The 6,931-nt window shown below is 62.0% G+C and carries 5 protein-coding genes; 3 read left to right on the top strand and 2 right to left on the bottom strand.

Annotation, left to right across the window (positions count from 1 at the left end; all coding sequences use genetic code 11):
- Window positions 1-321: 321 nt before the first annotated feature.
- Window positions 322-1,401, bottom strand: a complete 1,080-nt coding sequence (locus tag ACYPYD_RS19045; RefSeq protein WP_459664855.1) for an ROK family protein — start codon at window positions 1,399-1,401, stop codon at window positions 322-324.
- A 217-nt stretch (window positions 1,402-1,618) separates the two neighbouring features.
- On the opposite strand from ACYPYD_RS19045, the gene ACYPYD_RS19040 reads away from it, so the two are divergent.
- From ACYPYD_RS19040 to ACYPYD_RS19030, 3 genes are all read left to right on the top strand, one after another.
- A complete protein-coding gene (locus ACYPYD_RS19040) occupies window positions 1,619-4,309 on the top strand; it encodes a TonB-dependent receptor (RefSeq protein ID WP_459664853.1) in 2,691 nt (896 codons plus the stop codon).
- Window positions 4,306-5,427 (top strand): hypothetical protein, encoded by a 1,122-nt coding sequence (locus ACYPYD_RS19035; protein WP_459664850.1) that lies wholly within the window; start codon window positions 4,306-4,308, stop codon window positions 5,425-5,427. Before ACYPYD_RS19040 ends, ACYPYD_RS19035 begins: the two co-directional genes overlap by 4 nt.
- A 311-nt stretch (window positions 5,428-5,738) precedes the next feature.
- A complete protein-coding gene (locus ACYPYD_RS19030; RefSeq protein ID WP_459664848.1) occupies window positions 5,739-6,302 on the top strand; it encodes a hypothetical protein in 564 nt (187 codons plus the stop codon).
- A 187-nt stretch (window positions 6,303-6,489) separates the two neighbouring features.
- Here the strand turns inward: ACYPYD_RS19030 and ACYPYD_RS19025 are convergent, their stop codons facing one another.
- Window positions 6,490-6,792, bottom strand: coding sequence for a hypothetical protein (locus ACYPYD_RS19025; protein ID WP_459664846.1), 303 nt, complete (start codon window positions 6,790-6,792; stop codon window positions 6,490-6,492).
- Window positions 6,793-6,931 lie beyond the last annotated feature (139 nt).

Here is a 6,931-nt window from a genome sequence, read left to right as displayed (position 1 = left end):
GCTTCTGCTCGGTTTGCGGGCGGAACCGGTGGCGTTGAATATGGCTGGCCTGCTGTTCGGCGTGGGCGGCGGGGGGGTGGGGTTCCTGTGCTGGGCGGCAATGACGCAGAGCGCAGGGCGTTCGCAGCCCTATCTCAAGGCCGGGTTGTTCACCGCCTGCTCCAAGGCGTCGCAGGCGGTGGCGATCATCGGCCTTGGCCTGTGCCTGTCGGGCAGCGACTATCGGCGCGCCTTCCTGGATTCCTCGTCGCTGCTGTCCTTGCTACTGGCACTGGCGCCAGTCGGGCTGGCCTTGGCGGTGAGCATCATCCTATTTGGATTTCAGCCGAGAACATCACGGGCCAGAATCAGCGACGCCGCGCCCAGCGGCGCCGATTGCTCGGGCGGCAATGCCGCCACCATCAGGCGCGGATTGGGCAGCGGGCGGTCACGCCGGGGTGGCTCGCTGTCTTCAGGCCAGCGCGCCGCATCGATGATGCGCTGAGCCAGCGGCCGGGGCAAGCGGCCGCCAAGAACGATGGCCTCGCTGTCGAGAGTGTTGCGTTGGATCGCGAACAGGCGGGAAAAGCTGTCGGCATGCGCGGCGATCCATTGATCGACGCCCGGCCACGCGGGATCGAACCGCGCCACCAGATCGGATATGTCCGCGCAGGCCATGCCGTGCTGTTCCAGTTCCTCTTTGAGTGTGACCAGATTGGGCGTCGGCCGGTCCAGCAGCGAGAAGAAGATGCCGAATTCGCCCGCATTGCCGGCCTGACCGCGCAGCAGTCGCCGATCATTGATGATCGCGCCGCCGAAGCCCGCGGCAACGCTGACGTAAGCAAAGCTTTCGAGATCGCCCGCTGCGCCCAGCAGGCGTTCGCCGATGGCGCAGGCGCCGGCGATGTTCTCGATCATTACCGGTAGGCCGATCCGATCGGCGATCGCGCGGTGCAGGTCGATCAGCGCCCAGTCATCCAGTTCGAAGCCCGGATTGACGCTGTTTTCCTCCACGAAATAGCCCGCCACGGCAACGCCCAGGCCGGCGATCCGTGCATAGGGAACCCCATGCGCCTCCGCCGTTTCACGCGCGAAGGCCATCGCGGCATCGACGATGGCATCACGCGGCATTCCGGGCACGGTTATCTCTCGCTGCGCGCGCACCTTGCCGGTCAGGTCGATCAGGACGACGTCTGCCCTGTCCGTCATGATCGACAGGCCAAGGCTCAGGACTGCATCGGGGCGCACATGGATCATCGCGCTGGGCTGCCCGCGACCTTCCGCAATCGCCTCGCCGATCGTGACGAGGCCGGCCAATTCGAGTTCTTCGGTCGCCCGAAATACTGCGGTTCCGGACAGTCCGGTCAGTTTGATAAGCGCAGAACGGGACAGACCCTCGGTGCGATGGATGAGCCGAAGCATCTCTCGCGCGCGGGCCGTGAGCGAAGGTAAAGTCATGGCATTACTCGTTTCATGGCTAACGCGGATAGCGCAGCCAAGCTCGGCAGGGAATAAATTTCACTCTGTGTGGAACTGTCAAATAAATATCATACATGACGATATATATGCGCTCCCATATCGACTCGCAGGGGCAAGAACGACCATGAAATTTAATCGACCGTCGCTGTTTGGCGCATGGATGGCTGGGACGATGCTGGTGTCCAGTGTCGCACTGGCGCAGGACGCGGTGCAATCGGCGCCGGAAGCCGAAGAGGGACCAGCCAACGACATCGTCGTCACCGGTTTCCGCGCATCGCAGCAGTCGGCAGTGAAGGCCAAGCGCAACGCGGCCGTCATCATGGATTCCGTGGCGCAGGACAACGTCGGGCGCCTGCCCGATCTCAACATCGTCGAGGCCAGCCGCCGCATCACCGGCGTGTCCGTGGTCGGCGGCGCGGATGCGACCAAGAACCGTGACATCTATCAGCGCGCAACGATCCGCGGCCTCGATCCAAAGTACAATCTGGTCACGATCGACGACGTTCCGCTGGCATCGCCTGACTGGATCTTCCGCGGCGCCCGCCTCGACATGCTGCCGTCCTCGCTGGTCTCGCGGATCGATGCAATCAAGACCGTGACGGCGCAGTACGATCCCCATGCGCTGGGCGGCCAGATCAACATCGTGTCGAAGAGCGCCTTCGACCAGGGCGGCAAGAGCTTCTTCGTCGCCAACGCATCGGGCGGCTACAACGACACCGCCGGAAAGCTGATCCGCAAGGGCAGCCCCTCGATCCGCGCCGACGCGACCGGCTCGAAGGTTTTTGGATCGGAAGACCAGTTCGGCATCGTCGCATCGGTCGAATACCAGCGCCTGCCATCCACGGCGCGGGCCGAACTGCCGGGTAACGATGTCGGCAACGGCTGGTCGTACTACACCGCCGGCGGTGCCGCGACGGCGTTCCCGCAGCTTTCGACCGGCCTGCTGGTGCCGGTGCGCAACCAGGACTATTTCTTCGAGAACATGCGCACCCGCCTCAGCGGCAACCTAAAGCTTGAGTGGCGCCCGTCCGACCGCGCGCAGTTCTCGCTGTTCGGCGGCTACTATCACGACAAGGATACAGAGACCCGTTACGAATCGCTGACCACGCCCGCCGGCAGCCCCACCAATGTCACCGCCACCAGCGGCAGCTTCGCCGCGGGCAATATCCAGCAGGGCCTGACCTATCAGCCGGTGAAGCGCGACACGTATCTGATCGACGCGAAGGGCCGTTACGATCTGGGCGGCGGGCTGGTACTCGACGGCACCATGGCGCATTCGAAGGCTCAGTACCGCGAGAACCGCCAGATGATCAAATATGGTTCCGGTGTGAGACCCGGCACCACGTCGAGCACGACTGCTGCAGATTACGGCTACAGCTACACGATCGTCGATGGCCGCCCCCGGCTCACTCTGAACGACGTGCCGGCCGCTGCCGATCCGAACAGCTACGTCGCGCAGTACTACCGCAACATCAACCGCGACGAGGATTCGACGGTCGACTACGCTAAGCTTAATCTCGGTTTCAACAGCGGTGCAGAAGATCTGGGCTTCGGCGTCAACCTGGGCGGAGCGATCACCCGCACCAAGCTGAGCTACGACCAGCGCTACCAGGAATGGGCAGCGGCCAGCACTGCGGCGCAAGGCGTGATCGGTTCGCTGGCGGGCATCATCTACGACAAGATGCCTTCGACCTACGAAACGCCGGGCGTGCCCTATTTCCTCATCAACCGCGAAGCGGCTTGGGACGTGTTCAACGCCAACGCCAGCCAGTTCGTCGCCACAAACCAGACCGCCAACAACGCGGCGGACGATTTCACCGATCTCGAGACCGTCAAGGCCGGCTACGTCCAGGCGTTATTCCGCACCGACCGCTTCAACGTGCAGGCGGGCGTGCGGTACGATGCGACGAACCTGCGTGTGGATACCAACGAACTCGTGCCGCGATCGACGGTCTACCAGGGGGTGCGCCGCCGCTCGGAATACGACTTTTTCCTGCCCTCGGCCCTGGCGACCTACCAATTGAACGATGCGATGCGCATCCGCGCCGGCGTCTCCAAGACGATCGGCCGCCCGGACTACAGTCAGTATGCCGCGCGTACCTCCTATAATGTCGGCACCGACGGCACGCTGTCGATCAGCACCGGCAATCCCGACCTGAAGCCGCGCGAGGCGTGGAACTACGACCTGTCCTACGAATGGTACATGGGGCGTGGCGGGATGTTCTCCGTCGCCGCCTTCGTGAAAGACATCAAGAACGAGATTTTCACCAGCTCGCAGCAGGGGCCGGCGACGACCGTGGACGGTGTGACCTATGAAACGGTCTACATCAGCACGGCGCGCAACGCCTCCAAGGCACGGGTAAAGGGGTTGGAACTCAGCTATACGCAGGACAACCTGCCGTTCGTGAAGGGCCTGGGCTTCAACGCCAACCTGACCCTACTCGACGGCTCGTTCGACCAGCCGATGAGCACGGCTGCGGTTAATGCTGGCTCGGCATCGGTCCGCAAGACCAGCGGCCTGATCCAGCAGCCGGACTATATCGCCAATGCCACTCTGTTCTACGCCAACGGCTCGTTCGAGGCGCGCGTCTCGTACAACCGGATCGGCCGCGCGGTGCAGTCGGTCGATGCCGATACGCCCACGCGCGATCTGTATCAGGCGCCGCGCCAGCAGATCGACGTCCAGGCACGCTATGCGATGAGCCGCGGCATCGAACTAGTGGGCCAGGTCCAGAACCTGACCAAGGAGCCGTTTGTCGTGCGCCAGGGCGTGGGCCGCAACTACGTCAACTACTACTTCCCCGTCGGACGCACCTTCTGGCTTGGTATTTCCTGGAAGCCGGGCCAATGATGCGCAGGCTTGCGGTAATTCTAGCGGCGGCGGGCACTCTGCTCGCCGCCCCGGCACTGGCGACCGATCCGGCCGATACCGTCAAGGTGGTGCTCAAGTTCATGAAGCGTACCGACGGTGCGACCTCTGCAGCACGGTTCGATCCCGCATCGTGCCACGCCTGCTCGCCCGACGGGACGCCCTATTATTCCGCCAACAACACCCGCGAAACGGTGATTGCTCTGAACGTACCGCGAAGTCGCTCGCTGGAGCTGGCCTTCGATACCCCCGGCGACAACGTGCGCCGGGTGATCGTCGAGGGCGGAGACGTACCGTTTCGCGTCGGGCAAGGCCGTGGGATCATCCAACTTGCGCCGCTGATCAGCGATGCGATCACTGCGGCCGAGTTCGCCACGCACATCGTGGAGCCCGGCATGGTGCTGCGCTTCGAACACGCCGATCCTGCCCGCCGCTCGGGCGATTATGCCTCCGGCCCGATGCCGACGGTCCAGCGCAATGCCGCTAATGTGCTGGAGTTCGCGCAACGCGAGGTCGTGCGCGAACTGGGCCTTGGCGCTTACGTCGAGCGCGGAGGTCTGGGACGCATCCAGATCATGGGGTTCGATACGAACACGCCGCATGGCCACATGGACTCCCCGCCTCACATGCACATGCACCTGCGGTGGCCGCAGAACACTGGCACGCAGATCGGCCACTTCTATATCAGTCCCGACGGTGTCCTGACGCACACCGTTGCGGGCGTGAAGGGGCTGGATGCGGGACAGCGCACATTCGGGCGGGGACAGACTTTCACATCGGTCGGACCGGACGGACGGGGCGTGTACACCCACACCATCACGCCTGAGGGCGCATTGGATCTGGGCCGCGCTGGAGAGCGGCCCTGTCGGATCGAGCCCTTGGGTCAATTAGGTTTTGCAAGCGGTGCCACCGTACAATGCCCCGGACAACGGGCGAGGCAAATTACCGTCCGCGATGACATGCAGCTCGGTGTCATCATGGTCACGACCGATGATATCGCGGAAGTATTCCGCTACGACACCGACACTGGGAAGCTCCTTTCACCGGCCCACGTCGAAAGCCCGGGCCCCTCTGTGTACGTCGAAGCCAATTCCAATTGAACGACCAGCTAGGCGCACAGGTGCGCCCAACTTTTACTTAATAGATGGCGATGCCAATCTTCGATGCTGAAAAATCGTCTCTTTTGGCGTAAGCAGTCATTCCCACAGCCGATTTGCACTGGCAGCAAAGTACAGACCCCGTCATAATTCGGACGTCCCTTTTAGGTGCAGGGAAATCCCTTTCTAACGGCGACAATGAGGTGCGAAGCGGGCGGGCAGCACACGCCCCAAAGCGGCCAAAAAATTTGCTAGCTTACGGACAACCATCATTAGAGAATGTCTATCCATCAGAATATTACGGAGTGGATCGGTTGAGAGCGTTTCCCAAAGCAATGCTAATATTTGCAGCTTTTTCGTGCCCTGTATTTGCCCAAGGTGAAGCTCAGGACATCGTAGGCGCTTCCGCTAAGCTGCCCGGCACTCCCATCCCGCCGTTACCTCCGCATCCGGGTGTTATAGCATTCGTTCAAGCGAAAAAGATCACCGACTATAAAGTGGCGCTGTTCGACCTCGACAATGACGGTAGCCCTGAAGCTCTCATTTACGCTAAGGCCACCATTAATGGAGGCGGTCGCCCAGACCTTTGTGGCAGCGGCGGATGCAATCTTTACGTGCTCTCGCTTAGCGGAAATGATTATCGACAGGTGACCGCCGTGACGGTTACTCGCCCCCCTATCCGCGTTCTGCCGTCTCAATCAAATGGTTGGCACGATCTGTCCGTTCTGGTCGCCGGAGGAGGTACTCGCGCCCATCAGGCAAGACTAGAGTTCGATGGCCACACTTATCCATCAAACCCGAGCCTCGCGTCTGTCGGCATAGACGAAAACCCGTTTGGTAGGACAGTTATTGAGGAGGATTCTGCTTCCTCGCCGTAAACATTGGCTGCCTGTCCGGTATCCACGGTTGAACCCACCACCCATCTCGGTCGCTGACTGATTTTGTCGGGGGCGGAGAAACGGACGGGCGGCTTACGGGAATCTCAAATCCACTCTGGGGCGACTGGCTTGGGCGCGAAGCTGCGCGCAGCGCCCGACCAAATCCTGCCACATAGACTGAATGACGTTACGTCACGTTTGGGCACAACTCGTCGTCCGGTCGGAAGCGATTGACCAGGAGAAAGATGAAGGCCGAACCGATCATCGGGACGCCTATCGAGGCGTATATGACCAGGTTCACGGAAGGCAGGCTGCTTGTTCCGCTTGCCTCTGCAAACGCCAGGACTGCCGTGAGCAACATGGTCCCCGCGCCCGACGCGGCTTTCAGCGTCGCAAGGAACAGACCGACGGGCAACGCTTCGCCGCCGTTTCCGCCGGCTTTCCCGGACTTCACGCTCGACGCCAGCAAAGCCCAGACCGACATGTTCATCGCGGCTTGGCTGGCCCCTAGCCCATCCTATTCATTGAGCGCCTGCATTCCCGAGCGCGCACCTGCTTGCGGATTTTCCACGTAATCAGGTCGCGCGGGATCGTAGCGTCTTTTTCATCGCGTGGGATCGAGAGGTTTG

The sequence above is a fragment of the Novosphingobium sp. 11B genome, from assembly GCF_054589055.1.
This window is presented reverse-complemented; position numbering and strand designations above follow the sequence as displayed.